The following is a 24998-nucleotide window of genomic DNA, read 5'->3' on the forward strand; positions in this document are numbered from 1 at the left end:
TCCTTGGTTTCCGTGTTAGGGTTCCGCCTCGTTCTGCCGAATTCGGGTTGCGGGCGGGAAAATGCGACGAAGAATGCTGGCTTTGGTGTTGGCGATTCCCATTGTGGTGGTCGCCGGCTGCGGTGACGGCCCGGTCGGCGGTGTCGCGGCACCGGCGTCGATCCCGGCTCCGGTGACTCCCACGACGACGTCGCCCAGCGCGTCGTCGTCGGTCGCTCCGCCGCCGTCTTCTCCTTCGGTGGCACCGACTCCGACCCCGCCGTCGACGACGCCGGTGCGTGGCTGCCGCAGTCCGGAGTTCACGACGTCCGAGACCGACGGCGGCTGGTCGGACGGTGGCTACTACGTCCACAACAACATGTGGAACGCGGACGAGGCGGGCCCGGAAACGCTGCGCGCGTGCGCGTACGACAACTGGTACGTCGATTCCACTCAGCCCGACTCGACGTCGGTGAAAACCTATCCGAACGTGCACAAGGACATCAACGAACAGAAGGGGAAACCGTTCAACGACTATTCGGTGATCAAGACGACGTTCGCCGGTCGCGGCCCGGGGGTGGGCATCTACGACGTGGCGTACGACCTGTGGCTGAACGGCGTGGGCGACGGGAACGGCGTCAGCGAGCTGATGGTGTGGACGGAGAACCTGAAGCAGCGGCCGTCCGGCGACAAGCTGGAGACGTACACGGCGGGCGGGGCGACGTACGACGTCTGGGCCGACGACGACGGGTACGTGGCGTTCGTATCGCGCGCGACGCAGTACTCGGGAAGCCTGGACCTGAAGGCGATGATCGCGTTCGCGATCGGCAAGGGCCTGATCCCACCCAACCCGACGGTGAACCAGATCGGCTACGGGATCGAGTTCTGCTCGACGGGCGGGGGTAAAGCGAGGTTCACGCTGACGGACTTCTCGGTGACGATGAGCTAGCGCGGCGGATGGTCTGCTGGGAAGGGCGGAACAACCGCCAGCCGACCACGAGATTGGCCAGCGTCAGGCCGACGGCGAGCGCGGGCAGCAGCAGGAACAGCGCGATCGACGGCGTCACCGGGTGGACGTTGGCCGGGTGGGGGCCGCTGGACCAGGTGATGGTGGCGGTGTAGCTCGTGTAGAAGAACAGTGCGGAGAGGATCGAGGCCACGGCCGCCGAGACCAGGACGACGGATCCGGTCGCCGCCGGGCGGGCGTCGAGGATGAAGTCCCTGCCACCTGGGTGCCGGCCGAGCGAGACCCAACCGCGGGCCACGGTCATCGTCACTCCGGAGACCGCCAGAAACAGCCCGAGGAAGATGCCGGAGCTGGTGGTGAGCATGGTGACCGGGCTCGTCGCGGTGGGCAGGGCCGGGCCGATCATCGGCATGCCGACGCCGACCACGAGAGCGGCGGCCAAGGTGACAGCGCCGGCGGCGGTGCTGACGCGGCGGATCCGGTGTGCCAGTTTCGGCGGGATCCAGATACTGGGCACCGGAGCGGAGCCGATCATCCGGCCGTCCGCCAATCACCCGGGTGCGACATAGTGCTCGTGTCGGTCGGCTGCCAGCCTTCGCCGAGGTCGTCGGCTTTGTCGTGGATCGCCACCAGCTCGTTCTGGATGGTGTCCACTGTCGTATCGATCACGCTGATGATCGCGAATATCGCGGGAATACCGGCCGCGATCTCCGCGCTGAGGATGCCGAGCGCCGCCGGTAGCCCGACGACGGTCGCCGCACTGACGATGGCAGCCCCGGTCGCCCCGACCAGACCCCAGATGATCGAGTTGTAGGTCAGCCAGAACGTCTCGACGGCATTGGCGAGGTTGGTGAGCGAGTCACGCATCTGCCTGCCGAGGTCCTTGGCGGCGTCGACCTTCTTGAGCTGTTCCGACAGCGCGATCTTGTAGGTTTCGGCCGCGGGACCGCTCCAGTACAGCGTGGTTTTCATGGATGCCGGATCCAAAGAGCCGGCGGCCGTGTCGAGTCGCTGCGTGAACTTGTCACCCCACTCGGCAGCGTAGGCCCGTAGCTTGTCGGGGTCGCCTTTGTCCCGCTCGAACTTCTCGTGGGCCTTCTCGAATTCGGCGACCTTGTCCCCGATGAAGGCGAGACCGTCGCGGATCGGCTTGACCAGGTCGGCCAGAGCGTCCGGGATCCAGGACAGCATGTCGCGGGCCCGCTGGAACAGCTCTTCCACGAGCTGCCTGAACTTGTCGTACCCGGCGAGCGCTTGGTCGATCACGTCGTTGGTCATCGTTCTGGTTCCCCCCTCGCGCCGTCAGCGTCCGCCGGCCTGACGCAGCTTCCGCTGGTGTTCTTCTTCGGAGACCCGGTACATCGCGGCGCCCCGGTGGAGGCTGTCCGATATCCGGTGGAAGTTGAGAGCGCCCCGCCGAAGGGAGTCTTCGAGTTTGGCGAGGGTCAGTCCGTACTGGTGGTCGAAACCCCGGCCCGCTGCGTAGCTCATGACATCTGCCGGCGTCAGACCGAGCGGCGCGACCACGGCCCCTGCCTCGCCGAGTCCGCCGGCGGCTTCGTCCCAGGCGGCAGCGTCCGACTGCAGGGCCTCCAAGGCGACTTCGATGTCACTCATCCGTCTTCACCTCTCCGTTCGATGCCGGCGGACCTTGCACCCTGAACACGGCGGATCAATCGGTCGGGATCGTGGACCAGGCTCAGGAGCTCGGCCGTGGCCTTTCCGATCTGACGACCCGTGCCGTCCGGCACCGAATCGCGGTGGAGCGACTTCAAGACCTCGGTCAGTTCGGCCTCGACCTCCGCGTTCCTCGCTATCGAGGCCCAGGTCGGATCGATGTCCAAGCCGACGTAGCGTCCGCTCTGGGCACTCCCCGAGACATGTCCGCCGGAACTCGTCGCGGCGACCGGGCGGTCGGTGACCTCCAGGCGGGCCGAAATTTCGTCGACTTCCGCTAGGACGGCATCGCCGAGCCGGAGGACGTCCTGGGCAGTGAGCGGGCTTTCGTCCTCATTCCCACGGGGCGGAGAGGGCGGATTCCTCCGAACGTCCTCGGCGTGCCGCAGCAGTGCGTCGATGGTCGCCGCGTTGGCGGCGGTCAGCACGCTCATGTCCAGTGCGCGGGGGTCGACCTTGCTCTTCCAGTCCGCAGCGAGCTCGACCTGCAGGATCGCGCCCTCTGCAGAGACGACGACCGTCACCACCCGATCCGGGTCGCGGCCGGTTGGCCCGCTCGGCTCCGGTTCGTCTTCCTGCGCCTGCGCTGGGCTCTCGCCGTCGTCCCAGAGGTTGATTTCTGCCTCGAAAGCCCACTCTTCGTCGTCCGGCATCTGCACCCTCCCCGATGCGTCACGCTCCGTACCTGGCTGGGACTGTACCGGTGATCGAGGCGGGCGTCAGCCGAAGATCGGGAAAGCGACGGAGGCCACCACCCGGGTTCGTCCGGGTGGTGGCCTCCGTTCGGGAACTCAGACGCCCAGTGGGTGCCAGACCGTCTTCGCCTCCAGGTAGCGCCGCAGCCGGGTCAGGTCCGGGGCCGTTGTCCAGTCCGGCTCGGCCGACGGGACCGTCAGTACCCGCTTCACCGTGTTCGCCGCTTCGCGCGCCAACTCCACGCGCTCATCAGGCGCGGCACCTGTCGGGTCCAGCGCGTTCACGTCGCCGTGCGAGGCCAGCCACGGCCCCAGCTCCGACGCCCGTCCAGTCAGGATGTTCGCCACTCCGCCCGGGACGTCCGACGTCGCCAGGACCTCCGACAGCGTGATCGCCGGCAGGGGCCTCTCCGCGCTCGAGACCACCACCGCCGTCGAGCCCGTCGCCAGGACCGGGGCCAAGACCTCGACCAAGCCCAGCAACGACGATCCCTGCGGCGCCAGGATGCCCACCACGCCGGTCGGCTCCGGGACCGTGAACGAGAAGTACGGTCCCGCCACCGGGTTGGCCGATCCCAGGACCGACGCGATCTTGTCCGTCCAGCCCGCGTACCAGACCCAGCGGTCGATCGCCGCGTCCACTGTGGACTCGGCCTTCTTCGCCGACAGGCCCTCGGATGCCGAGACCTCCGCGATGAACTGGTCGCGGCGGCCTTCCAGCACCTCGGCCACCCGGTACAGCACCTGGCCGCGGTTGTACGCCGTCGCCGACGACCAGCCCGGGAACGCCTTGCGGGCCGCCACCACCGCGTCGCGGACGTCCTTGCGGGACGCGTGCGCCGCGTTGGCCAGGAACTTGCCCTTCGCGTCGGTCACCGGGTAGACCCGGCCGGACTCCGAGCGCGGGAACTTGCCGCCCACGTACAGCTTGTACGTCTTGGCGACGGAAATGCGATCAGACATCGAGGTACGCCTCCAGCCCGGTGCGGCCGCCTTCGCGCCCGAAGCCGGATTCCTGGTAGCCGCCGAAGGGGGCGGTGGGGTCGAAGCGGTTGAACGTGTTGGCCCAGACCACGCCGGCGCGCAGCTGGTTCGCCATCCACAGGATCCGGGAGCCCTTTTCGGTCCAGATGCCGGCCGAAAGCCCGTACGGCGTGTTGTTGGCCTTCGAGACGGCCTCGTCCGGCGTGCGGAACGTCAGCACCGACAGCACCGGCCCGAAGATCTCCTCGCGCGCGATCCGCATCGACTGGTGCACGTTCGCGAACACCGTCGGGGCGAAGAAGAACCCGCGGTCCGGCACCGGGCACGGGCTGGTCCAGCGCTGCGCGCCTTCGGCGTCCCCGGACTCGACGAGCCCGCGGATCTTCGCCAGCTGCTCCGCCGAGTTGATCGCGCCGACGTCGGTGTTCTTGTCCAGCGGGTCGCCGACGCGCAACGTCGAGACGCGGTAGCGCAGCTTCTCGAGCACCTCTTCGGCGACGGACTCCTGCACCAGCAGCCGCGAGCCCGCGCAGCAGACGTGCCCCTGGTTGAAGAAGATGCCGTTGACGATGCCTTCGATGGCCTGGTCGAGCGGCGCGTCTTCGAACACGATGTTCGCGGCCTTGCCGCCCAGCTCCAGCGTCAGCTTCTTCGGCGTGCCCGCGACCTCGCGCTGGATCGCCTTGCCGACCTCCGTCGAGCCGGTGAAGGCGATCTTGTCGATGCCGGCGTGCTCCACGAGGGACGCGCCGATGTCGCCCGCGCCCGGCAGGATGTTGACCACGCCCGGCGGCAGCTCCGCCTGCCGGCAGATCTCCGCGAACACCAGGGCGGTCAACGGCGTCGTCTCGGCCGGCTTCAGCACGACCGTGTTGCCGGTGGCCAGCGCCGGGGCGATCTTCCACGCCAGCATCAGCAGCGGGAAGTTCCACGGGATGATCTGGCCCGCGACGCCCAGCGGCCGCGGGTTGGGCCCGTAGCCCGCGTAGTCCAGCTTGTCGGCCCAGCCGGCGTGGTAGAAGAAGTGCGCCGCGGCGGTCGGGATGTCGGAGTCGCGCGACTCCTTGATCGGCTTGCCGTTGTCGAGGCTCTCCAGCACCGCCAGTTCGCGCGAACGCTCCTGGATCAGCCGTGCGATGCGGAAGAGGTACTTCGCGCGCTCGGTGCCCGGCATCTTCGACCATACGGTGTCGTACGCCTTGCGCGCGGCCTTGACCGCGATGTCCACATCGGACTTCGACGCGGTGCCGACCTCGGCCAGGACCTCTTCGGTGGCCGGGTTGATCGTCTTGAGCGGCTCGCCCGAGCCGTCGACGAACTCACCGTTGATGAAGGGCTTGTAGTGGTCCTTCAGGTTCGCGATGGCGCGCGACTCGGGCGCCGGTGCGTACTCGAAAACAGGCATCAGTCCACCGTCACGTAGTCGGGGCCGCTGTAGTGGCCGTCCACCTGGGTGCGGCGCTGCAGCAGCAGGTCGTTGAGCAGGCTGGACGCGCCGAAGCGGAAGAGGTCCGGGACCAGCCACTGCTCGCCGGCGACCTCGTGCACCGCGACGAGGTACTTGATCGCGTCCTTCGTGGTCCGGATGCCGCCCGCGGGCTTGACGCCGCGCAGCTCGCCGGTCTGGACGTGCCAGTCGTGGACGGCCTGCAGCATGATGTGGGTGACCGGCAGCGTCGCGGCGGGGGAGACCTTGCCGGTGGAGGTCTTGATGAAGTCACCGCCGGCCAGCAGCGCCAGCCACGACGCGCGCCGCACGTTGTCGTAGGTCGCCAGCTCACCGGTTTCGAGGATGACCTTGAGGTGGGCGTCGCCGCAGGCAGCCTTGATGGCCTGGATCTCCTCGAAGACGTCCATGTAGCGGCCCTCGAGGAAGGCGCCGCGGTCGATCACCATGTCGACTTCGTGCGCGCCCGCGTCGACGGCGATCTTCGTGTCGGCCAGCTTGATCTCCCGCGAGGTGCGGCCCGCGGGGAAGCCGGTGGCGACGCTCGCGACGTGGACGCCGCTGCCCTTCAGCGCCTCGACGGCGGTGGCGACCATGTCCGGGTACACGCAGACGGCGGCGACGCGCGGGGTGTCCTGGCGCTCGGGGTCGGGGCGGACGGCCTTCGCGGCGAGCGCCCGGACCTTGCCGTGGGTGTCGGCGCCCTCCAGCGTGGTCAGGTCGACCATGGAGATGGCGGTGTCGATGGCCCACCGCTTGGCGTCCTTCTTGATGCTGCGCGTGCCGAGGCCCGCCGCGCGCTGCTCGACGCCGACCTGGTCGACACCGGGCAGCCCGAGCAGGAAGCGGCGCAGGCTCGCGTCGTCGCGAGTCGCGTCCACCAGCGGTGCCGGGGTGGCCGGCGCCGCTGACGTACTGGTCGTGGCTGTCATGGGCCTGAGTCTAGGCGGCGGGTCCGACAGCGCGAGCCCCCATCGGGTGTGACGCTGGGTGCGCGACGCGTCACAACGTCGAGGTCAGGCCCCCTCGATCTGCGGCGGTTCGACCCGCTTGGCCGGCTTCCGGTAGACGACCACCCCGCCCCAGAAGGCCAGGCCGTTGATCTTCACCGTCGGTGCCGTCGCCGGGGCCGGTGGGGCTCCCGACTTGTCCTCCAGGACGAACCCGCCCATGAAGCCGATCCCCGTCACGTCGACGTTGATGTCGTCCGGGACCGTGATCTGGATGCCGCCCATGATGGCGACCGCGGTGATCGTGCAGTTGCGGTCCGCGAACCGGGCCTGGCGCAGGTCGATCTCCGCGCCGCCCCAGAACGCGAAGCTGTTGTGCTGGGGCGGGAGGACCCAGCTGCCCTTGCGGACCGCTCCCGACAGCACGCCGATCGACACCGGGCTGCCCGGGTGGCCGCCGATGCGCTGGTCGGGGAAGCCCAAGGCCCGCGTCGGCGCCGGTTCGAGCGCGGCGGAGGACGTCGGCAGGTCCGCCGTCACCGGCTTGAGCTCACCCACCACTTTCGCCGCGTACACCGTCGAGAGCCGCTCTTCCAGCTCGTTCACGGTGATCCGCCCTTCCGAAAGGGCGTTGTGCAGCACCTGCGCGACGCGCTCGCGGTCCGCGTCGGAAGCCCTCATCTGGTCGGGCGTCAGTTCGCTCACCCGGCGGAGCTTAGCGGCGAAAACCACCCTGCGTGTCCACCTTCCGGAGGACACTGGCCCGATGGGGTCGACAACAGTGGAATTCCCGGACGGCGTCCGGGTCCGCGGCCGCGGGCTGGGTCGCCCGCGGCCGGACGAATCCGAGCCGGACTTCGGGCTGTACCTGGGGACGAGCCGGTTGCGGCGCAAGTACGGCGGGGGCATCACCTGGCCGCACGAATGGGTCACCTGGCCGGACTTCCTGCTGCCCGTCAAACCCGCCGACGCCCGCGAAAAGATCAAGGCCCTGCACGAGCGAGCGAAGGTCGAAACCGTCGAAGTCGCCTGCTACGGCGGTGCCGGGCGGACCGGCACGGTGATGTCCTGCCTGGCGATCCTCTCCGGCGTCCCCGCGGACCGAGCCATCGCCTGGGTGCGCGAGCACTACCACGAACGCGCCGTCGAAACGCCCTGGCAGCGCGGCTGGGTGAAAAGCTTCGCGGGGCGGCTAGATTGACCCGCATGGATGTGCACGTCGTCGATCACCCCCTCGCGAAGGCCCGGCTCTCCACGATGCGCGACGCGCGCACGGACAGCGCCGCGTTCCGGGCCGCGCTGCACGAGCTGACCGTCATGCTGGTCTACGAAGCCACGCGCGACGTGCCGGTCAAGACCGAGCGGATCCACACGCCGGTCGCGCGCACCGAGGGCTACAAGCTGGCCAAGCCGCCGCTGCTCGTCCCGGTGCTGCGGGCCGGCCTCGGCATGGCCGACCAGGCGCACAAGCTGATCCCGGACGCGCAGATGGGCTTCGTCGGCCTCGCGCGCGACGAGGAGACGCTGAAGCCGACGCCGTACCTCGAATCGCTGCCGGAGTCGCTCGCCGACCGGCCGGTGCTGGTGCTCGACCCGATGCTCGCCACCGGCGGCTCGATGGAGTACACGATCCGGCTGCTCACCGACCGCGGCGCCGACGACGTCACGGCCATCTGCGCCCTGGCCGCGCCGGAAGGCCTGGCGCACCTGGAAAAGACCGGCCTGCCCGTCCGCGTCGTCACCGCCAGCATCGACGAGCGCCTCAACGACTCGGGCTTCATCGTCCCGGGCCTCGGCGACGCGGGTGACCGCCAGTACGGCGCTGTCTGAGGCCTTGCCCCTCCTCAAGTGGCGGTGGGTGGCCGCGGCCGCCGGCGTGGTCGCGGTCGTCACGGCCGGTCTGCTGTGGTTGCTGCTGGGCTGGTCCGGGTCGCCGGACGCGCCGGTGCGCATCGACGCCGTCAAGACGGCGTTCGGCATCGGCGCGGGTGCCGGCGGCGTCTTCGCGCTGTGGCTCGCGACGCGCCGCCAGCGCACGATGGAGCTGCAGCTTGCCGAGACGACCCGCGTCGCGGGCGTGACCGAACGCGACCTCGAGGAGCGGCGGGTCACCGAGCTGTACACGAAGGCCGTCGAGCAGCTCGGCAGCGACAAGGCGCCGGTGCGGCTCGGCGGGCTCTACGCGCTGGAACGGCTCGGGCAGGACAACCCGAAGCAGCGCCAGACGATCGTCAACGTCCTGTGCGCGTACCTGCGGATGCCGTTCAAGGCACCGCCGACGGGACTGCGTGGCCGGACCGGCGCCGAACTCAAGGACGAAGAGGATCCCGAGCTCCTGGTCCGGCTGGCCGCGCAGGAACTGCTCAAGACGCACCTGAGCCACGACGAACCGGGCTTCTGGCCGGGGATGTCGGTCGACCTGCAGCGGGCCGTCCTCGTCGACTTCCGGCTGAGCGGCTGCACCCTGGCCGCCGCGGACTTCAGCCGCGCCGAGTTCGTCGGCGCGGTCCACATCCGCGGCACGACCTTCACACGCCGGGCCGGGTTCTACGGCACGGAGTTCGGTGACATCGCGAACTTCGACCAGTCGGTGTTCGAGGAGGGTGCGTTCTTCTCCTGGGCGCACTTCGCCCGCGACGTCCGCTTCACCCGGATTCGCTCAGGCGGCCTGTTCCAGTGTTCCCACACGAATTTCGAAGGGGGAGCCGACTTCGAGGGCGGCGAACACGCCGAACTCGACCTGGCGGACGCGCGATTCCCTCAGGACGGCACCAAGTAGAGCTCCTGCCGGCCCAGCGTCGGCGCGTCGAGCGTCCAATGGGCCAGCGCGTCCGGCGGCGGGCTCGGCAGCCGGCGCAGCACCAGGTCGGGCCGTCGTGGCCGGACGTCGAAGTCGAAGAACGCGTAGTCCACCCGCAGCGCCGCGCGGACCCACCGGTCGCCGGCGCCGCGGGCGTCGATGGCCGCGGGGAGCAGGCCGCGGTCGGCGAAGACGTCGACGATCGCGCACTCGCAGGTGTAGGCCAGCACACCGATCTCCCCGGCGCTGCCGACGACGCGTGACCCGGCCAGCGCGTGCAGGTCGCGGCCGATCTCGGCGTACTTCGCCGTCGAGGCGTAGTTCGACGTCAGCGGCGCGAACTCCCGGGGCAGTCCCGGAGCCGCGTACGCGACCACCGAAGCGACCACCACCGCGAGGACGCAACCGGTCGCGACGCGATGAGAAGCCGCCCAGGCGCAGGCGAAAATCGTCGCCACGGTGATGCCCGGGCCGTAGTACCAGTGGTACGGCGGAACCGTCAGCAGCACGTACATCCCGTGGTAGAGCACGCCTCCCAGGGCCAGAAGCGCGAACGGCCGGAGCGTCGGCGACCGCCGGAGTGCGAAAGGGACTGCTAAGAGCGGGAGGAACGACAGCACCGCCATCCACAAATCGGCCCGTGCGTAGAAGAGCGGGCCGTTGGCGAAAGTCCAGTCACCCCAAGCCCGTTGGGCGCCTTGCAGTGTCTTGATCACGAACGTGTCGGGCACGGCCGCGCCGAGCACGACCCAGCTGAACGCGAACCACGGCACGGCGACCAGCGCGGCGCCGAACAAGGCCCGTCCGGAACGCAGTGAGAAACCCAGAACCACCGCGAAGATCAGCAGGTCCAGCCGCACGAGCGCGAGCGCGCCCGCTACGAGACCGAAGGCGAGCAGCCGTCGTTCGGTGGCGAACACGGCCAGCCACCCGAGCACCGCGGCACCCAGCGCGACCTCCAGCCCGATCGACGAGAGCAGCAGCGGGTTGACCGTCAGCGCCGCGAACGCCAGTGCCGGGAACCAGCGCGGCAACGCCGTGCCGAGCCGGCGCAGGGCCAGGACGAGCGCGACCTGGCACAGCACGTACAGCACTCCGGCCGCCAAGACGGCGTCCCGCACCACGAAAGTCAGGGCGGCCAGTGCGAGAACGTTCGCCGGTGACGTCGCCGAGTTCGACGTCGCGTCGGCCAGCAGTCCCCAGTGCCCGTGGAACGCGAGGTTGCGCGCGTAGGCGAGCGTGATGAACGTGTCGTCGACGAGGTGCGGCCGGGCCAGCAGGAACACCGCCGCCGACACACCCGCGACCGCCGCCGGAAGCCGCCAGGGCCGGGTCTGCTTGTCCGTGGTCCGGACCTGCTCCATGATCACGACCGGAAGTGGCCGCCCGGTGCGCGGAAGTTGCGCGCAACAACCGGGGCGGTGCCGGCCACTGAGGGGTGTGACCAGCCATGCGACGGGGGTACGGGTGGAGGACGGGGCACCGGGTGATCGCGTCGTGGGTGACCGCGCGCTGTGGGACCGGGCTTCCCGCGGCGACGAAGCGGCGTTCGGCGAACTCTTCGAACGGCACGCCGAAGCCGTCTGGAACCACGCCTACCGGCTGACCGGCTCGTGGTCCGCCGCGGAGGACCTCACGTCGAACACCTTCCTGACCGCCTGGCGCCGCCGCGCCGACGTGACGCTGATCCGGGACAGCGCCCTGCCGTGGCTCTACACGGTGGCCGGCAACGCCGCCCGCGACGAACACCGCGGCGCGAGACGGCGGTTGCGGCTGCTCCGCAAGATCCCGGACCCGCCGGTCGTGTCCGACCACGCCGACGCGGTGGCCGCGCGGATCGACGGCGAGCAGCGGCTGCGTGAGATCGTCGAAGCCGTGCGGACGCTGCCGAAGTCGCAGCGCGCCGTCGTCGAGCTGTGCCTGCTCGGCGACCTGAGCGTCGCCGACGCGGCCGAGCTGCTGACCGTCGCCGAGGTCACCGTCCGCGCCCACCTGTCGCGGGCCCGCACCCGGCTGCGCACGCTGCTGGAGGAGAAATGAGCGACCACCTTCCACCGCGGCGGACGCTGCCGGACGACGTCCGCGACCGGCTGCGCGCCGAGGTTCGGCAGGGCATCGCGAAGCGCCGTCCGACGCGCGTTTGGTACGCCGCCGCGGCCGCCGTCGTCGTGCTGGCCGTGGGCGCGGTCGTCGCGACGCAGGTGATCCGGCAGCAGCCCGTCGCCGGCCCGCCGCCGGCCCCGGACCCGGGAAACCACCTCACCCTGGACGCAAAGGTGGCGACGTCCTCGCTGGACCGCTGCTGGGCGGCCGTGCGAGCGGCGGGCAAGGAGGACCGCGTGCCCCCGCGCGAGGAATGGGTCCCGCTGTTCACGGAGGTCCTGGGGGCGGACTCGGTGGTCGCCGTGACCGCCGCGGGCAAGCCGATGTTCTGCGAGACCACCGCGACGACCGTGACGCTGTCGGACCCGGGAGCCGCCCCCGCCTACGCGCCGGGCACACACGTCGGGCTGCTGCTGCACAGCGCGACCGGCGTGGTCGCCGGGGTCGTGGACGCGGGATCGGCGCCTCCGTTCCTCGACTCGCGCACCGAAGGCGGGGACAACATGTCGCAGTCGATCCGCCCTTCCACGGTCACCGGCCAGTTCGTCGCGATGACCCGGTCGGCTCTCTGGACGACGACGCTCAGCCTCGAAAACCCGCCGGCACCGGGCGGGACCGTGCTGCCCACGCCGCCGCCGTGGCTGGTCATGGCCGTCGACCGGCCGGTGACCGCCGAACGGACGTCACCCGCCGGCCGGGCGCTGGGCGAATGCCTGAACTTCGCGGAGATCGAAGTGATCCCCGACGCCGCGGCGTACGCGCCGGGACCGTTGCTCGAGGCCGACGGCTACCAGGTGGTCCTCGGCCGCCACGACGGCCGGGTCGTGGTCTGCGCGGCTCAGCCCGACCGCCAACGGCCGGGGAAGACGAAGTACCGCGCTTACATCGACTACACCGGACCCCAGACCCCGCCGGCGCGCACCCTGCCGGTGGACACCTTGGGCGGGACCGAGTCGGAGGCGGCGCAGGGGAAGGCACGCCGCCCGTACGTCGCGGCGCTGCCCACGACGGCGGTGAAGGCGACCATCGACTTCGGGATCGGGACGAGCGTCGAGGCCGATGTCGTCGACGGCATGGTCGCCACGTGGGTCCCGCAGAACGTCCACCTCAGCCTGGAGGCGATGGTCCACGTCCAGGCCCGCGACGCGCAGGGCAAGGTCGTCTACGACGGGTCGCTCATGCAGATGTGAGCCGCAGCCAGCCGGAGGCGTTCGCGCGCAGGGCCGTCTCGTAGGAGCCCGTGACGTCGAACTCCTCCGGCAGGTTGCCGGTGAGCTCGAGCGAGACGAGCCCGTGCACGAAGGCCCAGCAGCCGACCGCGACCGTCTCGGGCGGGACGTCGAGGAAGACGCCGTCGGCGATGGCCTTCCGGATGATCGCCTCCAGCGGCTCGAGGGTCTTGCGGGCCAGCTTCTCGGCGTCTTCGTTGGGCTCGAACCCGGGCACCGACCTGGTGAACATGATCCCGTACAGGTTGGGGTCGGCCAGCGCGCTGGTGCGGTAGGCGCTGCCGAGCGCGACGAGGTCGTCGACCGGGTCGCCGGTCAGCACGGTGCCGGCCATCCGGGCGCCGAAGCGGCGGAACCCTTCGGTGTAGAGGGCGTTCACCAGATCGGGTTTGCTGCCGAAGAGGGAGTACACGGCGGTGGTCGACGTCCCGGCGTCGGCAGCCAGCTTCCGCAGGGAAAGCGCCTTCGGCCCGTCGGCGGCGATGAGCTCCCCGGCGCGGTCGAGGAGCTTCAGCCGGAGCGCTTCGTCGTGTGTCCGTGGTCGAGCCATGCACACAGCGTATCGGAACGCTGTTATTTTTGACCAGAACCAGGATTTGACCTGGAGTGCACTCCAGGTCGTAGTGTCGAGCTCATGAGCTACTCGATAGCGGAAGCCGCGCGACGTAGCGGACTGTCCATCGACACTCTCCGGTACTACGAGCGCATCAAACTGCTCGACCCGCCCGCACGGGACACCGCGGGCCGCCGGGCCTACTCCGACGACGACCTCGGCTGGCTGGGGTTCCTGACGAAGCTCCGCACCACCGGGATGCCCATCAAGAGCATGCGCGAGTACGCGTCGCTGCGCCGCCACGGCGTCGCCAGCGCGGGCCGCCGCAAGGCCCTGCTGGTGGAGCAGCGGCGGTCGGTCGCCGAGCGGATCGCCGAGCTGCAGGGCTGCCTCGACGTCCTGGACTACAAGATCGAAAACTACGAACGGGTCGAGCAGAAGGTGCTCGGCATCGAACCCGGCATGGAGGAGATTTCCGCGTGAAGACCAGGAAGCTCGGCGGTCTGGAGGTCAGCGCCCAGGGACTCGGCTGCATGGGGATGAGCCAGGCCTACGGCGTCCGCGACAACGACGAAGAGTCGATCGCGACCGTCCACCGGGCCCTCGACCTCGGCGTCACGCTGCTCGACACCGCGAACGTCTACGCCAACGGCGTCAACGAGGAGCTGGTCGGCCGCGCGATCGCCGGCCGCCGCGACGAGGTCGTGCTCGCGACGAAGTTCGGCATCGTGTGGACCGACGGCGCGATGGGGGCCCGCGGCGACGCGGAGTACGTGAAGCAGAGCTGCGACGAGTCGCTGCGCCGGCTCGGCGTCGACCACATCGACCTGTACTACCAGCACCGCGTCGACCCGGACACGCCGATCGAGGAGACCTGGGGCGCACTGGCCTCGCTGGTGGAGGCCGGGAAGATCCGGTACGCCGGGATTTCCGAGGCGAGCGCGGCGACGATCCGCGCCGCGCACGCGGTGCACCCGGTCACGGCTCTGCAGAGCGAGTGGTCGCTGTGGACCCGGGGCATCGAGGGCGAGATCCTGGACACGTGCCGGGAGCTCGGCATCGGCGTGGTGCCGTTCTCGCCGCTGGGCCGCGGATTCCTGACGGGCGCGGTGACGTCGATGAAGGACCTGCCCGAGGACGACATGCGCCGCGGCCTGCCGCGGTTCGCCGAGGGCAACTTCGAGCGCAACATGGCGATCGTCGACGCGCTGCGGAAGCTGGCCGAGGAGAAGGGCGTCACGGCGGGGCAGCTCGCGCTCGCGTGGGTCCAGTCGCAGGGCGAGGACATCGTCCCGATCCCAGGAACGAAGCGCCGCAAGTACCTGGAGGAGAACGTGGCGGCGGCTTCGCTGGAGCTGACGGCGGACGACCTCGCGGCCATCGCCGCGTCGGCGCCCGCCGAAGCCGTCGCGGGGGAGCGCTACCCGGAGCGGCTGGCTCGCGCCGCCGGTAAGTGAGCACCTCCTTCTGAGCCTTTTCTGAGATCTCCGGAGCAGGCTCGGCGCCGATCAAGGTCGGTGCCGAGCCTCAGGAGGTCGTCGTGGCGGAAGTGCTCGATTATCTGGTGGTGGGGGCCGGTCCCGCCGGGCTGCAGCTGGGGCAGTTCCTCGGCCGCGCCGGGCACCGGTACCTGGTGCTGGAGGCCGGTTCCGCGCCCGGCCACTTCTTCGAGACCTTTCCCCGGCACCGGACGCTCATCTCCATCAACAAGAAGCACACCGGGTACGACGACCCGGAGCTGCGCCTGCGGATGGACTGGAACTCGATCCTCGCGGACGGCGACGCCGACCCGGTCCTGTTCACCGACTACAGCGAGAAGCTCTTCCCGGACGCACCGGACCTCTTGCGCTATCTGGCCGATTACGTCGCGAAGCACCGGATCGATGTCCGTTACGACACCCGGGTGACGCGCATCCGCCGAGACCCGGAAAGCGCTGTCTTCATTCTCACCGCCGGCGACGAAGAGTTCCGGGCGCACCGGCTGATCATGGCCACCGGCGTCACCAAGCCGCACATCCCGCAGGTCCCCGGCATCGAGCTCGTCGACCAGTACGTGGACTTCGACATCGACCCGCAGAGCTTCACCGGCCAGCGCGTTCTCGTGCTGGGCAAGGGGAACTCCGCCTTCGAGACCGCCGACAGCCTGATCGAGACCGCCGCGGTCGTGCACGTCGGCGGCCCGCGGCCGGTGAAGCTCGCCTGGCGCACCCACTTCGTCGGCCACCTCCGCGCCTACAACGCGGGCATCCTCGACATGTACCAGCTGAAGCTCCAGCACGCGATCCTCGACGGCGACGTCCGCGAGATCCGCAAGGACGCCGACGGCTACCACGTCAAGTTCGCCTTCGCCCGCGCCGACGAGGTCATCAAGGAAATCCGCTACGACCGCGTCATCTGCTGCACGGGTTTCCGGTTCGACGCGTCGCTGTTCGACGAGGACAGCCGCCCGCAGCTCACCATCGACGACCGCTTCCCGGCCCAGACGCCCGACTGGGAGTCGGTCAACGTGCCCGGCCTCTACTTCGCGGGCACGATCACGCAGGTCCGCGACTTCAAGAAGGCCACGAGCGCGTTCATCCACGGCTTCCGCTACGGCGTCCGCGCGCTGGCCAAGGTCCTCAACGAGCGCCACCACGACACGCCGTGGCCGAGCACCGAGCTGTCCGCCAAACCGGACGCGCTGACCGACGCCGTGATCACCCGGATCAACCGGACTTCCGCGCTGTACCAGCAGTTCGGCTTCCTCGGCGACGTCCTCACCGTCGACGGCGACACCGCCCGCTACCTCGAAGAGGTGCCGGTCGACCGGGTGCTCGCGGACCCGCCGGACGACGCCTACGTCGTCACCCTCGACTACGGCCCCGACCACGACAAGATCGACCCGTTCGACTTCGTCGCCCGCGCCGCCCAGGACCAGGCCAACGACCACGGCGAAGGCCACTACCTGCACCCGATCGTCCGGCACTACCGCCGCGGCGAGCTCGTCGCGACCCACCACGTCACCGAGAACCTCGAGAACGAGTGGGACAAAGAGGTGCACGTCGAACCGCTGACGGCGTTCTTCGCCCGGGAGCTGTGATGCGCACGATCGCGGAGTTCGAGGCGGCGGCCCGGCAGCGCCTCGACCCGGTGCACTACGACTACTTCGCGGGCGGCGCGCAGGACGAGCTCACCGTGGCCGACAACGAAGCCGCGTACAAACGGCTGAAGCTGCTGCCCCGGGTGCTGCGCGGCAGCGACAAGCGGGACCTGAGCATCGAGCTGCTCGGGACGTCGTCCTCGATGCCGATCCTCGTCGCGCCCACGGCGTTCCACCGGCTGGCGCACGCCGACGGCGAGCTCGCGACCGCCCGCGCGGCGGCCCGGGCGGGCACGATCATGATCGTCAGCATGGCCGCCACCACGGCGATCGAGGACATCGCCGCGGCGGCCCGCGAAGTCGCGCCGGACCCGGGCCTGTGGTTCCAGCTCTACCTGCAGCCGGACCTGGAATTCACCGAAGCGATCGTGCGCCGGGCCGAGGACGCCGGCGTCAAGGCGTTCGTCGTGACCGTGGACTCGCCGGTGCTCGGCCGCCGCGAGCGCGACGACCGCAACGACTTCCACGACCTGCCGTCGGGGCTGGTCGTGGAAAACCTCCGCAACCTGGGCGAAAACCGCAGCGGCGGCAACGCGAGCCACGTCCGCGAGATCGTCATGTCGGCCGGGTTGAACTGGGAGCACATCGCGTGGCTGCGGTCGAAGACCAAGCTCCCGGTGCTGATCAAGGGCGTGCTGCACCCCGAGGACGCGCGGCTGGCCGTGCACCACGGCGTCGCCGGGATCGTCGTGTCCAACCACGGCGGCCGCCAGCTCGACACCGTGCCCGCCACCATCGACGTGCTCCCGGAGATCGCGGCGGCGGTCGGCGGCGCGATCCCGGTCCTGCTCGACGGCGGGATCCGCCGCGGCACCGACGTCGTCAAGGCGCTGGCCCTCGGCGCGGACGCGGTCGGCGTCGGCCGCCCGGTCGTCTGGGGCCTGGCCGCGGGCGGGCGCGAAGGCGTCACGCGGGTCCTGGAGCTGCTGCGCGACGACTTCGACCAGGCGCTGGCCATGTGCGGTGGCCGGCACCCGGCGGACCTGACCCCGGACCAGGTGCGGCGATGATCGGGAAAGCGCTTGCCGCGGCCGCGGTGGTGACGGCGCCGGCGTGGCTGCCCAGCCGGGTCGTCGCGCTGCGGATGCGGATCTTCTCGCTGGTCAACGGCCAGGACGTGGTGACGATCCCGGGGGAGCAGGTCGGCGTCGAGGACTTCCGGCGCGTCTACGCCGACCCGGCGGCCAACGGCCGCAGCCGCGGTGCCGCGCTGTCCGACCTGTTCTGGTACTGGCTCGCGCCCGGACCCGAGGTGCACCAGGAGCACCTCGAAGCCGGGCCGCGCTACGACGAGGTCGCCAAGTGCACCCGCCACATCCTGGTGCGGTCCAAAAAGGACTCCGAGGAGCTGGCCCGCCGCGTCGCCGCCCACGTGCTGGACGGCGTCCGGCCCGGGCTCGTCCGCTTCCGCGACGCGATGATGCCGATCTGGGCCGAGCTGTACTACGAGCTGGTGTTCGACGAGCCGTGCCCGCCCGAGGCGCGCGACCTCATCGTGGGGCACGCCGACGACGTCGTCTCGGCGCTCAAGTGCGTGCGGCCGCGGAACATGCGCCGCCGGGCCCGGCTGACGAAGTACCTGCGGCGGCGCCTCGCCGACGTCCCGCACCCGCTGCCGCAGTCCCTGACGCCGGAGGAGCAGGCCTACTACCTGCAGGGCACGTTCTTCAACACCGCGGTCGTGCAGATGTCCGAGGCGATGGCGCACCTGCTGATGATCGTCGCGCAGCGCCCGGAGGTCCAGCGGCACCTCGCCGAGCACCCGGACGACGACGCCTACCTGGACCGGGTCATCGACGACGGGCTGCGCGAGTACCCGCTGTTCGGCATCGCGCACCGGATCTCCACCGCCGACATCGACCTGGCGGACCTGACCATCCCGGCGGGCACGGTGCTGTGCTTCAGCTACCCGGGCTTCGCGGCCCGGACCGCGAAGGACGAGTTCATCCCGTTCGGCGTCGCGCAGAACCGCGCCTGCCCGGCCCGCGGTCTCGCGCCGCCGACCATGCGGGTCGTGACGCGCGAGGTCCTGCGCCGGTTCAGCCTGGCCTCGACCGCCGGGCACACGCGGTCCATCCCCAACCGCGGTCCGGCGCTGCTCACGCCCCGCGGTGCGCGCCGCAAGCGCGCGCCCCTGGTGTGGATCGCGGTCCGCGACCGCTGGGAAGACGTCTGGCGCAGCTTCGCCCAGCTCGTCTTCGGCACGTACATGGTGCTCGACGCCCGCAAGAAGGCCCTCTGCTCGACCTACTTCGCCGGAGGAAACTCATGACCCCCACCGAAGCGGCACCAGCGTTCTTCCTCGCCGTCGCGGTCATCCTCGTGGTGTGCCGGCTGGTCTGCCTGGTGGCGGTGCGGCTGGGCCAGCCGCCGGTGGTCGGGGAGATGATCTCCGGCGTGCTGCTCGGCCCGTCCCTGCTGGGCCTGCTCCTCCCGGGGGTGCAGACGGCGCTGTTCCCGGACGGCATCCGCCCGCTGCTCTACGTCGGCGGGCAGATCGGCCTGGTCATCTACATGTTCGGCGCGGGCTACGAGTTCAGCCTCCGCAGCATCCGCGGCTCGGGGAAGTCGGTCGGCGCGATCTCGGCCGCGGGCACCGTGGTGCCGCTCGCGCTCGGGGTCGGCGTCGCCGTGTTCGGCACGAGCTGGGCCGGCATCGCCAAGGACGGCGTCTCGCTCGCGACGTCGGCGGCGTTCGTCGGGGTCGCGCTGGCCATCACCGCGTTCCCGATGCTCGCCCGGATCATCACCGAACGCGGGCTCGGCGGCACCCGGTTCGGCTCGCTCGCGCTGGCCTGCGGCGCCCTCGACGACGTCCTGGCGTGGGTGCTGCTGGCCGTCGTGCTGGGCATGCACGCGGACTCGGCGGGGCCGGTCGCGCTGGCTGTCGGCGGCGGCCTGCTGTTCGCGTTGCTGCTGGTGCTCGTCGGACGCCGGGTGCTCGCGAAGGCGATGGGCAGTGAGCGGATCACCGCCGACCAGAAGATGCTGATCACCGCGTTGACGCTGTTCGCGGCCGCCTGGTTCACCGACATCATCGGGCTGTACGCGGTGTTCGGCGCCTTCTGCGTCGGCATCGTGTTCCCCCGCGTTCCGGCCGCCGACGCCGTGCTCGCGAAGATCATGCCGATCGGGCGGATCGTGTTCCTCCCGCTGTTCTTCACCTATTCCGGCCTGAACACCCGGTTCGCGCTGCTCGCCGACCCGAAGCTGCTCGCGTTCGCGGTGCTGTGCGTGGTCGTCGCGATCGTGGGCAAGCTCGGTGCCTGCTGGGGTGCGGCGCGGCTGGTGGGGGAGTCGCAGCCGGTCGCGTTGCGCGTCGGCACGCTGATCAACGCGCGCGGGCTGATGCAGCTGATCGCGCTCAACGTCGGGCTCGCCGCGGGGATCGTCTCGCCGGCGTTGTTCACGGTGCTGGTGCTGGTCGCGTTGGTGACCACCGTCATGACGGCGCCGGTGCTCAGCTGGCTCGACCGGCGCGATACCCGCAAGGGGAGCACCGAGGTGCTCCTGATGGCCGAACCGGTCCCGGTAACCGGGAAAAGTTGACAGTTCAATTTCGGAAAATCACTGCCAGTATGGGTACGTGCACGATGGGGTCGGAAAACCGAGAGTGCTCCTGGTCGAAGACGACCGGGAACTGGCGGGCATGCTCGCCGAGCTCCTCGCGGACGAAGGCTACGAAACCGATGCGGCACACGACGGGCAGCGGGGCCTGCACCTCGGCCTCACCGGGCAGTACGACGTGATGATCATCGACCGCCGCCTCCCGGTGCTGGACGGCCTCGCACTGCTCGCGCGCCTGCGCGCGCAGGCGGTGACCACGCGCGTCCTGGTGCTCTCGGCGCTGGGCGAGCTCGCCGACCGCGTCGGCGGGCTCGACGCCGGTGCCGACGACTACCTCGTCAAGCCGTTCGAGGCCGAGGAGCTGCTGGCCCGGCTGCGCGCGCTGGGCCGTCGTGACCTGGAGGGCGCGGAGTGCCTTCCGCTCGGGGCGGCGGCCCTCGACCTGCAGCGGCACGAGGTCGTGCTGCCGCGAGGGGAGCGGATCACGTTGTCCGGACGGGAGTTCGAGCTGCTGCGGACGCTCGCGCAGCGGCCCAAGGCGATCCACCCGCGCGCGTCGCTGCGCGGAGCCGTCTTCGCCGACTCGACCGGCGAGTCCATTGTGGACACCTATGTGTACTATCTGCGGCGCAAGCTCGGCCGCGACGTCGTCCGGACCGTGCACGGCCTCGGCTACCAGCTCGGCGCCGTATGAGACCCGACCCGGAGGAGCGAGCCCTGCGGCGGGCGCGGTGGGCGATCACCGCGCAGGTCGCCGTGGTGGTGTCGATGCTCGTGGCGATCGCGGGCGGGATCGCCTACGCGATGCTGCTGTCGCGGCAGCACGCCGAGGCCGACCGCACGCTGGCCAGGACGACCGAGCTGGGTCCGGCCGCGACCCCGCCCGGCTGCGTCTGGCTGTTCACCCCGGTCCTGCACGCGCCCGCGGGCGCACCGCCGGCCGGGATGCCGATCGCGGCGCTGAACGCGACGGTGCCCTCACCCGGCGACGTCCACACGGAACGGCGCCCGATCGGCGGGATGACGTACACGATCCGCGTCGAGAACCGCGGAGGTGTCGTTTCGCAGGCGTACTTCGAGGAGCTGTACCAGATCCAGGACCGTTCGGCGCTGGTGTCCGGGCTGGTGGTCGCCGAGGTGCTGGCGCTGCTCGCGGCCGTGCTGTGCGGCCGGGTGCTGGCCTGCCGGGCGATCCGGCCCCTGGCCGACGCGCTGCGCCGGCAGCGGACGTTCGTCGCGGACGCGTCCCACGAACTGCGCGCCCCGCTGACCCGGCTGCACACCCGCGCGCAGCTGCTGGCCCGGCGCGCGACCGGCCGCGACGCGCACGACCTCGAGCAGCTGGTCCGCGGCACGCGGGAGCTCGGCGAAGTCGTCGAAGACCTGCTGCTGTCGGCCCAGGCGTGCGACCGGCCGGAGTTCGAGCTGGTGGAGCTGGGCGGGCTCGCCGAGGAGGCGGTGGCGGCGGAAGCCGTCCGCGCGGGGGAGGGCAAGGTCCGGCTCGCGGTGTCCCGGGAGCGGCGGCCGTACGTGGTGCAAGGCGTCCCGACGGCCCTGCGGCGCGTGCTTTCGGCGTTGCTGGACAACGCTTTGGGCCACACCCCACCGGGCGGCTCGATCGAGGTGTGGCTGGGCGTGCCGGACGAAAGGCACGTGGAGCTGCGGATCCGCGACACGGGCATCGGCTTCCCGTCGGCGGACGCGGAACGCATCTTCGAGCGGTTCGCCCGGGGTTCCGACGGCGACGGCCGCCGGTTCGGCTTGGGCTTGGCCCTGGTCCGCGAGGTGGTGACGGGTCACGGCGGCACCATCGCGGCCGCCGGCCGTCCCGGCGACGGGGCCACGTTCACCCTCCGGCTGCTGCGGGCCGACCCCGCGTGACGACGCTCAAGCTGAACCTGATCAGCCGGGCGGGTTCCCCCGGTGCGAGCGGGAGCAGCGCCTCGATCTCGGCCGCCAGCCCCGGGGACGGCGCGGTGTAGATCCCGCTCGAGTGCTGCGCCCAGGCGTGGAGGTCCTGCTCGGCGGCCGCGCGCAGGTCCGGGTCCGCCAGCAGGGCGAGGTCCGTGTGCAGCCGCCGCCAGGGATCACCGGCGCGCAGCAGCGTCGCCGCCGCGCGTCGCGTGTGCGGAGGATGCCCCTCCGCCAGCAGGGCTTGCCAGGAGGCCGTCCTGCTCGGCCTGCCACGCAGGAAGGCCACCACCTCGCGGGTCACCGCGGGCGATGGGTCGGTCAGCAACGGCTCGACCGCCGGAGACTCCGGCGCGACCCGGCGCAGGCCGCGGACCGCCGTCCGCCGGATCAGCGGGCGACCGTCGGTGAGGTGCCGTTCCAGCAACTCGGCGTCGACGGCGGACCCGGTCTCGCCGAGCCCGGCGAGCATGCCGGGGGAGACCGGCATGACGCGGTAGTGCGCGGCCGGGTCGCCGCCCGCCTTGAGCACCAAGCTCTGGGCCATCGAGCGCACGGCGGAAGTCCGGTCGGCCAAGTACTCCTCGGCCCGGCCGACCAGGGTCAGGGCCCGCATCCGGACCTTCGGTGCCCCGGCCGCCAGCAGTTCCTCGACGCATTCGCCGCGGTCCAGCAGCACGGTGCCGCACAGCGCGCGAACCACGAAGTCCTGGTCCCGCAGCGAAATGTCCAGCAGCCGTTCGCGGGACAAGAGCCCGATCGCTTCCCCGTGAACCCAACGGCGGGTCTCCCGGTCCGCGACCGCCAATGCGGCGTCGAGCAGCCGCGGGGTCAGCGCCTGCCGGAACAGCGTGGTCATCCAGTCGTCGACCTGGCGGCGGCGCAGCACGCCGATCAGCGGCAGCATCGCGCGGAACGCCGGTTCGTGCAGTTTGGGCAGCACCAGCGACCGCGCGAGGTCCCGGACCGGCCGGACCCAGTCGACGCACCGGAGCAGCATCAGGGGCACGGCCTCGGAATCGGTGCTCGTGGCCAGCCGCGCGACGGCGGCTTCGCGCAGGTGCCCGTCCCCGTCGCACGCGGCTTCGGCCAGCTCTTGCCGGGAAGGCCGGCGGCTCAGCCGCCCTTCCCGGCCGTACCACGACGCCCGCCGTACGGCGCGCTCGAAGTCGACCCAGCGCTGCACGTCACCGGTGGTGAAGGCGTCGAGATCGGGCAGTTCGGTGGTGACCACTTCCCCAGCGTGCCAGGGGTGTCGAGCCGGTTTTCAGGCCAGCAGCGCCTGGACCGCGGCGGGAGCGTCCGCGATCGCGACCGGGTTCTGCTCCCGCGTCGCGAGGCTGCGGACCGTGACGTTCCCGGCCGCCCAGTCGTCCTGGCCGACGATCACCACCGCGACCGCGCCCGCCTTGTCCGCGCGGCCCAGCTCCTTGCCCAGCTTGCGGTGCTCGATCGGCGTCGACGTCCGGAGTCCCGCGGCGCGCAGCGACGTCGCCACCGAGCGGGCCGCGTCCGAAAGGTCCTCGGTCACCGGGATCACCATGACGTCGACCTCGCTGCGCGGGGCCGGCGCCAGGCCGTGCGTCTCGAGGAAGTCGATCAGCGTGACGTCGCCCATGCCGAACCCGATGCCCGGGATCTGCTGCGGCGTGAACATCGACGCGAGGTCGCTGTAGCGGCCGCCGCCGAAGAGGGCGCGGCGGTTCTCCGGCGAGGTGTCGAAGACCTCGAACACGGTCGACGTGTAGTATGCCAGCCCGCGCACGATCATCGGCTCGTACTTCACCAGGGACCCGGCGCTGCTGTTCAGCACCTTCACGAGGTTCGACTGCTCCCGCACTTCGGCCGGCAGCTCGTCGAGCAGGGCCTCGCCCATGTCGAGCGTCTCGGCCAGCTTCTCGAACTGCTTGTCCGAGAGCCCGATCTCCCCGGCGCTCTCCGCCAGCTTCTCGCGCGGGTACTTCTCCCAGCGGTCGACCAGCGCGAACACCTGGGACAGGTGGTCTTCGGAGACCCCGGCGACGTCGGTGAGCGCCGACGTCAGCAGGTTCCGGTCGTTGACGCGCAGCACGAACATGTCCGGCGTCGCGCCCAGCGCGGCCATCATGTCGTGCACGAGCTCGAAGATCTCGATCTCGCAGTTGGCGCTGTCCGAGCCGAAGATGTCGGCGTTGATCTGCCAGTGCTCGCGCACGCGGCCGCGCTGCGGCGCCTCGTACCGGTGGCAGTTCGGGTGGCTGTACCAGCGGACGGGGAACGACAGCGACTTCGCGCTCCCGGCGATCATCCGCGCGACCGACGGCGTCATCTCCGGCCGCAGCGCGAGCCGCCGCCCGCCCTTGTCGGTGAGGGTGTACAGCTGCTTGTCGGCCAGCTCCTGACCCGACTTCCGCTCGTAGATCTCGGCCGATTCGAGGATCGGGCCGTCGTAGCGGAGGAAGCCGCGGCGCTCGAGGACGTCGTAGAGATGACCGAAGACCTGCGTGCGGACGGACATTTCGGCGGGCAGGAAGTCCCGGGTCCCCTTGTAGGGCGCGGTCGGCAGGTATTCAGGCACGTCACCCAGCTTAACGACCGGGTCAGGCGACTCCGTAGGCGGTGAGCAGCGTGGCGGCGCCGAGCAGGACCGCGCCGACGGACGTGACGCGCCCGCCGAGCTTCCCCTTGTTCGGGAGCAGGTGCAGGAAGAAGCCACCGGACTGGGCGAGGATCCCGAAGAGCAGCAGGAAGCAGGTGATCCACAGGGTGGTGTCGGAGAGATCGGTCCGGCTGAGGATCTGCAGCGCGACGAGGGCGAGGATCAGCAGAACGCCGGCGTGCGCATGGCCGGCGCGGAACATCGCGCGCTGGTGTTCGGTGAGCTTCCGGTCCCGCAGGACGCCCATGAGGGCGTAGCCGCCGTACATGACGGTGGGCAGCGAGACCAGGGCGATCACGGTGAAGAGCTGGGTGGGTCCGTGCATCGGGGGACTCCTTCGAGGTGGGCTGAGGCTACGG

Annotated in this window: 27 protein-coding genes; 14 read left to right on the forward strand and 13 right to left on the reverse strand. The window is 70.7% G+C overall.

Translation table 11 applies throughout. The features are described from left to right. Nucleotides 1-73 precede the first annotated feature (73 nt). Nucleotides 74-928, forward strand: coding sequence for a GH12 family glycosyl hydrolase domain-containing protein (locus tag QSK39_RS37205; protein ID WP_285482501.1), 855 nt, complete (start codon nt 74-76; stop codon nt 926-928). Here QSK39_RS37205 and QSK39_RS37210 read toward each other — a convergent pair. The 8 genes from QSK39_RS37210 to QSK39_RS37245 all read right to left on the reverse strand — a co-directional run bounded on the left by QSK39_RS37210 (nt 894) and on the right by QSK39_RS37245 (nt 7380). Beyond that, a complete protein-coding gene (locus QSK39_RS37210; protein ID WP_285482502.1) occupies nt 894-1496 on the reverse strand; it encodes a hypothetical protein in 603 nt (200 codons plus the stop codon). The two genes, QSK39_RS37205 and QSK39_RS37210, sit on opposite strands and share 35 nt — an antisense overlap. Then, a complete protein-coding gene (locus QSK39_RS37215) occupies nt 1478-2224 on the reverse strand; it encodes a hypothetical protein (RefSeq protein ID WP_285482503.1) in 747 nt (248 codons plus the stop codon). Before QSK39_RS37215 ends, QSK39_RS37210 begins: the two co-directional genes overlap by 19 nt. A gap of 24 nt (nt 2225-2248) precedes the next feature. Continuing rightward, nucleotides 2249-2563 carry a hypothetical protein gene (locus QSK39_RS37220; protein WP_285482504.1) on the reverse strand — a complete coding sequence of 105 codons (315 nt, stop codon included), beginning with the start codon at nt 2561-2563 and terminating at the stop codon, nt 2249-2251. Further along, nucleotides 2560-3276: a hypothetical protein gene (locus tag QSK39_RS37225; RefSeq protein WP_285482505.1), complete on the reverse strand. Its 717-nt coding sequence runs from the start codon at nt 3274-3276 to the stop codon at nt 2560-2562. The genes QSK39_RS37220 and QSK39_RS37225 overlap by 4 nt, the downstream gene beginning before the upstream one ends. Before the next feature lie 138 nt (nt 3277-3414). Then, nucleotides 3415-4281 (reverse strand): aldehyde dehydrogenase family protein, encoded by an 867-nt coding sequence (locus QSK39_RS37230; RefSeq protein WP_285482506.1) that lies wholly within the window; start codon nt 4279-4281, stop codon nt 3415-3417. Then, on the reverse strand, nt 4274-5707 hold the full coding sequence (locus tag QSK39_RS37235) for an aldehyde dehydrogenase family protein (protein ID WP_285482507.1): 1434 nt from the start codon (nt 5705-5707) through the stop codon (nt 4274-4276). Before QSK39_RS37235 ends, QSK39_RS37230 begins: the two co-directional genes overlap by 8 nt. Continuing rightward, nucleotides 5707-6681 (reverse strand): deoxyribose-phosphate aldolase, encoded by a 975-nt coding sequence (deoC, locus tag QSK39_RS37240; protein WP_284747996.1) that lies wholly within the window; start codon nt 6679-6681, stop codon nt 5707-5709. Before deoC ends, QSK39_RS37235 begins: the two co-directional genes overlap by 1 nt. An 84-nt stretch (nt 6682-6765) precedes the next feature. After that, nucleotides 6766-7380 carry a DUF1707 SHOCT-like domain-containing protein gene (locus tag QSK39_RS37245; RefSeq protein WP_285482855.1) on the reverse strand — a complete coding sequence of 205 codons (615 nt, stop codon included), beginning with the start codon at nt 7378-7380 and terminating at the stop codon, nt 6766-6768. A gap of 85 nt (nt 7381-7465) precedes the next feature. On the opposite strand from QSK39_RS37245, the gene QSK39_RS37250 reads away from it, so the two are divergent. Genes QSK39_RS37250 through QSK39_RS37260 form a run of 3 tightly spaced genes read left to right on the forward strand, consistent with a single transcriptional unit; the run spans nt 7466 to nt 9478 of the window. Next, nucleotides 7466-7900 (forward strand): protein-tyrosine phosphatase family protein, encoded by a 435-nt coding sequence (locus QSK39_RS37250; RefSeq protein WP_285482508.1) that lies wholly within the window; start codon nt 7466-7468, stop codon nt 7898-7900. Between the two features lie 5 nt (nt 7901-7905). Next, nucleotides 7906-8529, forward strand: coding sequence for a uracil phosphoribosyltransferase (upp, locus tag QSK39_RS37255; RefSeq protein ID WP_285482509.1), 624 nt, complete (start codon nt 7906-7908; stop codon nt 8527-8529). Nucleotides 8530-8533: 4 nt separating this feature from the next. Then, nucleotides 8534-9478 carry a pentapeptide repeat-containing protein gene (locus QSK39_RS37260; RefSeq protein ID WP_285482510.1) on the forward strand — a complete coding sequence of 315 codons (945 nt, stop codon included), beginning with the start codon at nt 8534-8536 and terminating at the stop codon, nt 9476-9478. Here QSK39_RS37260 and QSK39_RS37265 read toward each other — a convergent pair. After that, on the reverse strand, nt 9460-10863 hold the full coding sequence (locus QSK39_RS37265; RefSeq protein ID WP_285482511.1) for a hypothetical protein: 1404 nt from the start codon (nt 10861-10863) through the stop codon (nt 9460-9462). The two genes, QSK39_RS37260 and QSK39_RS37265, sit on opposite strands and share 19 nt — an antisense overlap. Before the next feature lie 133 nt (nt 10864-10996). Between QSK39_RS37265 and QSK39_RS37270 the strand changes: the two genes are divergently transcribed. After that, nucleotides 10997-11539 carry an RNA polymerase sigma factor gene (locus tag QSK39_RS37270; RefSeq protein ID WP_285482512.1) on the forward strand — a complete coding sequence of 181 codons (543 nt, stop codon included), beginning with the start codon at nt 10997-10999 and terminating at the stop codon, nt 11537-11539. Beyond that, nucleotides 11536-12792, forward strand: coding sequence for a hypothetical protein (locus QSK39_RS37275; protein ID WP_285482513.1), 1257 nt, complete (start codon nt 11536-11538; stop codon nt 12790-12792). The genes QSK39_RS37270 and QSK39_RS37275 overlap by 4 nt, the downstream gene beginning before the upstream one ends. Here the strand turns inward: QSK39_RS37275 and QSK39_RS37280 are convergent. After that, nucleotides 12779-13381, reverse strand: coding sequence for a TetR/AcrR family transcriptional regulator (locus QSK39_RS37280; protein ID WP_285482514.1), 603 nt, complete (start codon nt 13379-13381; stop codon nt 12779-12781). The two genes, QSK39_RS37275 and QSK39_RS37280, sit on opposite strands and share 14 nt — an antisense overlap. 84 nt (nt 13382-13465) lie before the next feature. Between QSK39_RS37280 and QSK39_RS37285 the strand changes: the two genes are divergently transcribed. The 8 genes from QSK39_RS37285 to QSK39_RS37320 all read left to right on the forward strand — a co-directional run bounded on the left by QSK39_RS37285 (nt 13466) and on the right by QSK39_RS37320 (nt 21971). Next, nucleotides 13466-13867 carry a MerR family transcriptional regulator gene (locus QSK39_RS37285; RefSeq protein ID WP_285482515.1) on the forward strand — a complete coding sequence of 134 codons (402 nt, stop codon included), beginning with the start codon at nt 13466-13468 and terminating at the stop codon, nt 13865-13867. A 50-nt stretch (nt 13868-13917) separates the two neighbouring features. After that, entirely contained in the window at nt 13918-14841 is a 924-nt protein-coding gene (locus QSK39_RS37290; RefSeq protein ID WP_285482856.1) for an aldo/keto reductase, read from the forward strand. A gap of 83 nt (nt 14842-14924) precedes the next feature. Beyond that, nucleotides 14925-16463, forward strand: a complete 1539-nt coding sequence (locus tag QSK39_RS37295) for an NAD(P)-binding domain-containing protein (protein ID WP_285482516.1) — start codon at nt 14925-14927, stop codon at nt 16461-16463. Further along, nucleotides 16463-17533 carry an alpha-hydroxy acid oxidase gene (locus tag QSK39_RS37300; protein WP_285482517.1) on the forward strand — a complete coding sequence of 357 codons (1071 nt, stop codon included), beginning with the start codon at nt 16463-16465 and terminating at the stop codon, nt 17531-17533. Before QSK39_RS37295 ends, QSK39_RS37300 begins: the two co-directional genes overlap by 1 nt. After that, entirely contained in the window at nt 17530-18795 is a 1266-nt protein-coding gene (locus QSK39_RS37305; RefSeq protein ID WP_285482518.1) for a cytochrome P450 family protein, read from the forward strand. The genes QSK39_RS37300 and QSK39_RS37305 overlap by 4 nt, the downstream gene beginning before the upstream one ends. Then, the gene (locus QSK39_RS37310) at nt 18792-20072 is read left to right on the forward strand and encodes a cation:proton antiporter (RefSeq protein WP_285482519.1); all 1281 of its coding nucleotides are present in this window, start codon (nt 18792-18794) and stop codon (nt 20070-20072) included. The genes QSK39_RS37305 and QSK39_RS37310 overlap by 4 nt, the downstream gene beginning before the upstream one ends. A 64-nt stretch (nt 20073-20136) precedes the next feature. Continuing rightward, complete coding sequence (locus QSK39_RS37315) at nt 20137-20784, forward strand: response regulator transcription factor (RefSeq protein WP_285482520.1); 648 nt, start codon at nt 20137-20139, stop codon at nt 20782-20784. Then, entirely contained in the window at nt 20781-21971 is a 1191-nt protein-coding gene (locus QSK39_RS37320; RefSeq protein ID WP_285482521.1) for a sensor histidine kinase, read from the forward strand. The genes QSK39_RS37315 and QSK39_RS37320 overlap by 4 nt, the downstream gene beginning before the upstream one ends. Here QSK39_RS37320 and QSK39_RS37325 read toward each other — a convergent pair. The 3 genes from QSK39_RS37325 to QSK39_RS37335 are packed head-to-tail and all read right to left on the reverse strand — an operon-like array spanning nt 21937 to nt 24964. Further along, a complete protein-coding gene (locus QSK39_RS37325) occupies nt 21937-23235 on the reverse strand; it encodes a hypothetical protein (RefSeq protein WP_285482522.1) in 1299 nt (432 codons plus the stop codon). The genes QSK39_RS37320 and QSK39_RS37325 overlap by 35 nt on opposite strands. A 33-nt stretch (nt 23236-23268) precedes the next feature. After that, entirely contained in the window at nt 23269-24558 is a 1290-nt protein-coding gene (hisS, locus tag QSK39_RS37330; RefSeq protein ID WP_285482523.1) for a histidine--tRNA ligase, read from the reverse strand. 22 nt (nt 24559-24580) lie between these two features. Further along, nucleotides 24581-24964, reverse strand: a complete 384-nt coding sequence (locus QSK39_RS37335) for a hypothetical protein (RefSeq protein ID WP_285482524.1) — start codon at nt 24962-24964, stop codon at nt 24581-24583. Nucleotides 24965-24998 lie beyond the last annotated feature (34 nt).

It is taken from the genome of Amycolatopsis sp. NBRC 101858 (assembly GCF_030269325.1).
Classification (GTDB): domain Bacteria; phylum Actinomycetota; class Actinomycetes; order Mycobacteriales; family Pseudonocardiaceae; genus Amycolatopsis; species Amycolatopsis ponsaeliensis.

Bases quoted from the DNA above. Each gene is read 5' to 3' on its own strand.
- QSK39_RS37205 (WP_285482501.1), top strand. From the start codon at position 74: ATGCTGGCTTTGGTGTTGGCGATTCCCATTGTGGTGGTCGCCGGCTGC.
- QSK39_RS37250 (WP_285482508.1), top strand. From the start codon at position 7,466: ATGGGGTCGACAACAGTGGAATTCCCGGACGGCGTCCGGGTCCGCGGC.
- QSK39_RS37305 (WP_285482518.1), top strand. From the start codon at position 17,530: ATGATCGGGAAAGCGCTTGCCGCGGCCGCGGTGGTGACGGCGCCGGCG.
- QSK39_RS37245 (WP_285482855.1), bottom strand. From the start codon at position 7,380: ATGAGGGCTTCCGACGCGGACCGCGAGCGCGTCGCGCAGGTGCTGCAC.
- QSK39_RS37225 (WP_285482505.1), bottom strand. From the start codon at position 3,276: ATGCCGGACGACGAAGAGTGGGCTTTCGAGGCAGAAATCAACCTCTGG.
- QSK39_RS37265 (WP_285482511.1), bottom strand. From the start codon at position 10,863: ATGGAGCAGGTCCGGACCACGGACAAGCAGACCCGGCCCTGGCGGCTT.
- QSK39_RS37220 (WP_285482504.1), bottom strand. From the start codon at position 2,563: ATGAGTGACATCGAAGTCGCCTTGGAGGCCCTGCAGTCGGACGCTGCC.
- deoC (WP_284747996.1), bottom strand. From the start codon at position 6,681: ATGACAGCCACGACCAGTACGTCAGCGGCGCCGGCCACCCCGGCACCG.
- QSK39_RS37215 (WP_285482503.1), bottom strand. From the start codon at position 2,224: ATGACCAACGACGTGATCGACCAAGCGCTCGCCGGGTACGACAAGTTC.
- QSK39_RS37300 (WP_285482517.1), top strand. From the start codon at position 16,463: ATGCGCACGATCGCGGAGTTCGAGGCGGCGGCCCGGCAGCGCCTCGAC.
- QSK39_RS37280 (WP_285482514.1), bottom strand. From the start codon at position 13,381: ATGGCTCGACCACGGACACACGACGAAGCGCTCCGGCTGAAGCTCCTC.
- QSK39_RS37275 (WP_285482513.1), top strand. From the start codon at position 11,536: ATGAGCGACCACCTTCCACCGCGGCGGACGCTGCCGGACGACGTCCGC.
- QSK39_RS37235 (WP_285482507.1), bottom strand. From the start codon at position 5,707: ATGCCTGTTTTCGAGTACGCACCGGCGCCCGAGTCGCGCGCCATCGCG.
- QSK39_RS37290 (WP_285482856.1), top strand. From the start codon at position 13,918: ATGGGGATGAGCCAGGCCTACGGCGTCCGCGACAACGACGAAGAGTCG.
- QSK39_RS37230 (WP_285482506.1), bottom strand. From the start codon at position 4,281: ATGTCTGATCGCATTTCCGTCGCCAAGACGTACAAGCTGTACGTGGGC.
- QSK39_RS37285 (WP_285482515.1), top strand. From the start codon at position 13,466: ATGAGCTACTCGATAGCGGAAGCCGCGCGACGTAGCGGACTGTCCATC.
- QSK39_RS37320 (WP_285482521.1), top strand. From the start codon at position 20,781: ATGAGACCCGACCCGGAGGAGCGAGCCCTGCGGCGGGCGCGGTGGGCG.
- QSK39_RS37335 (WP_285482524.1), bottom strand. From the start codon at position 24,964: ATGCACGGACCCACCCAGCTCTTCACCGTGATCGCCCTGGTCTCGCTG.
- QSK39_RS37310 (WP_285482519.1), top strand. From the start codon at position 18,792: ATGACCCCCACCGAAGCGGCACCAGCGTTCTTCCTCGCCGTCGCGGTC.
- upp (WP_285482509.1), top strand. From the start codon at position 7,906: ATGGATGTGCACGTCGTCGATCACCCCCTCGCGAAGGCCCGGCTCTCC.